The 1,646-nt window shown below is 65.8% G+C and carries 1 protein-coding gene; it reads left to right on the plus strand.

Annotated features, from left to right (window positions below; translation table 11 throughout):
* Positions 1-107: 107 nt before the first annotated feature.
* Complete coding sequence (locus AX724_RS04310; RefSeq protein ID WP_066763960.1) at positions 108-1,478, plus strand: IS1380 family transposase; 1,371 nt, start codon at positions 108-110, stop codon at positions 1,476-1,478.
* The last annotated feature ends 168 nt before the right edge of the window (positions 1,479-1,646 follow it).

Here is a 1,646-nt window from a genome sequence, read left to right on the forward strand (position 1 = left end):
CCTGTCTTATTCACCGCGGCGGGTGAGAGGGTTGGCGGGAGTGGCGTAAGCGATTGCTTTGCAGTAGGAAAATGGGTGTCTAGACCAGTCCTTCAGCGAGGCAATTTATGCCACGGACCACACCCGCCGGGAGCGATGATAGCGCACCGGGATTTTCGTTTCCAGCGGTTGGCGGCAAGAAGGTCACAACCGCGTTCGACGGTGGCCGGCTGACCTCTGACGGCGGCGTTCTGCTGCTGGCGCAGGCCGAGCGCGCGATGGGGATCTGCCGGCAGCTTGCTGCGTGCATCGCCGATCCGCGTGACCCGACGCGGGTGATCCATCGCCTCGATGACATTCTGCGTGCCCGTGTGTTCGCGATCACGTGTGGCTATGAGGACGCCGATGATCTCGATGCCCTGCGCGACGATCCGGGCTTCCGCCTGGCGCTGGGCAAGTTGCCGGGATCGGGCGCGGGGCTGGCCAGCCAACCGACGATGAGCCGCTGGGAGAATGCACCGACCACGCGTGAACTGGCCCGGATGATGGTCGCGATGATCGGCGTTTACTGTGCCAGCTATCCGGCCCCACCGGCGGCGGTGACGCTGGATATCGATGACACGTGTGATGTCGTGCACGGCTATCAGCAGCTCTCGTTCTGGAACGGACATCACGGTGAGCGCTGCTTCCTGCCGATCCATGTGTACGATACCGCGAGCGGGCGGCCGGTGGCGATGCTGCTGCGCACTGGCAAGACGCCGTCGGGTGCCGAAGGTGCCGGCCACATCCGGCGCCTGGTGCGTCATATCCGCCAGCACTGGCCCGATACCCACATCACCATCCGCGGCGATGGGCACTACGCCCGTCCCGAGATCATGGCGTTCTGCGAGGCGGCCGGGGTCGATTACGTGTTCGGCTTGCCGACCAACGCCGCGCTGCGGGCCGATCCGGCCATCGTTGCCGTCGCCGATGCCTGCGCGGTCAAGCGGGCCCAGGCCCAACATCCGGTCCTGCGCAACTATGTCGAGACCCGCTACGGCGCCAAAAGCTGGAAGAGCCAACGCCGCGTCGTCGCCCGGATTGAGGCCAGCACGCTGGGCATGGACATCCGCTATGTCGTCACCTCGCTGACAGAAGGCTCGCCCGAGCACATTTACGACACGCTCTATTGCGCGCGCGGCCAAGCCGAAAACCTGATCAAGCGCCACAAGACCCAGTTGGCCAGCGATCGCACCTCGTGCCGCTCGGCCAATGCCAACCAGATGCGCCTCATCCTGCATACCGCCGCCTACTGGCTGATGTGGCGCGTCCAGCAGGCCATCCCCAAGGCCACCTCTCTGGCCACTGCCGAGTTCGCAACGCTGCGCCTGCGGCTGCTCAAGGTCGCCGCCCGCGTCATCGAGACCGCCTCGCGCATCCGTGTCGCCTTCGCGTCAGCATGCCCCGACGCCGGCGTGTTCAAAGCCATCGCCACCAGTCTCCGGCCAGCGCCGACATAGCCAGCGCGGCTGTGCCGCACAAAGCCCGAGCCATCGCCCATCAACCTCGAAAAGCCATCGGTTTTGCTGCGGCGAAAAACGCCGCCGAAACCGCGCGCCCGGATCACGCGGCCACCGACACATCAAACCCGGCACGCCCCAGTGCAGCGGGCTCATGAATAAGCCGGG

The organism is Sphingobium sp. CCH11-B1, from assembly GCF_001556865.1.
Taxonomy (GTDB): domain Bacteria; phylum Pseudomonadota; class Alphaproteobacteria; order Sphingomonadales; family Sphingomonadaceae; genus Sphingobium.

Excerpts from the sequence above, each read along its gene's own strand:
- AX724_RS04310 (WP_066763960.1), top strand. The coding sequence starts at position 108 with ATGCCACGGACCACACCCGCCGGGAGCGATGATAGCGCACCGGGATTT.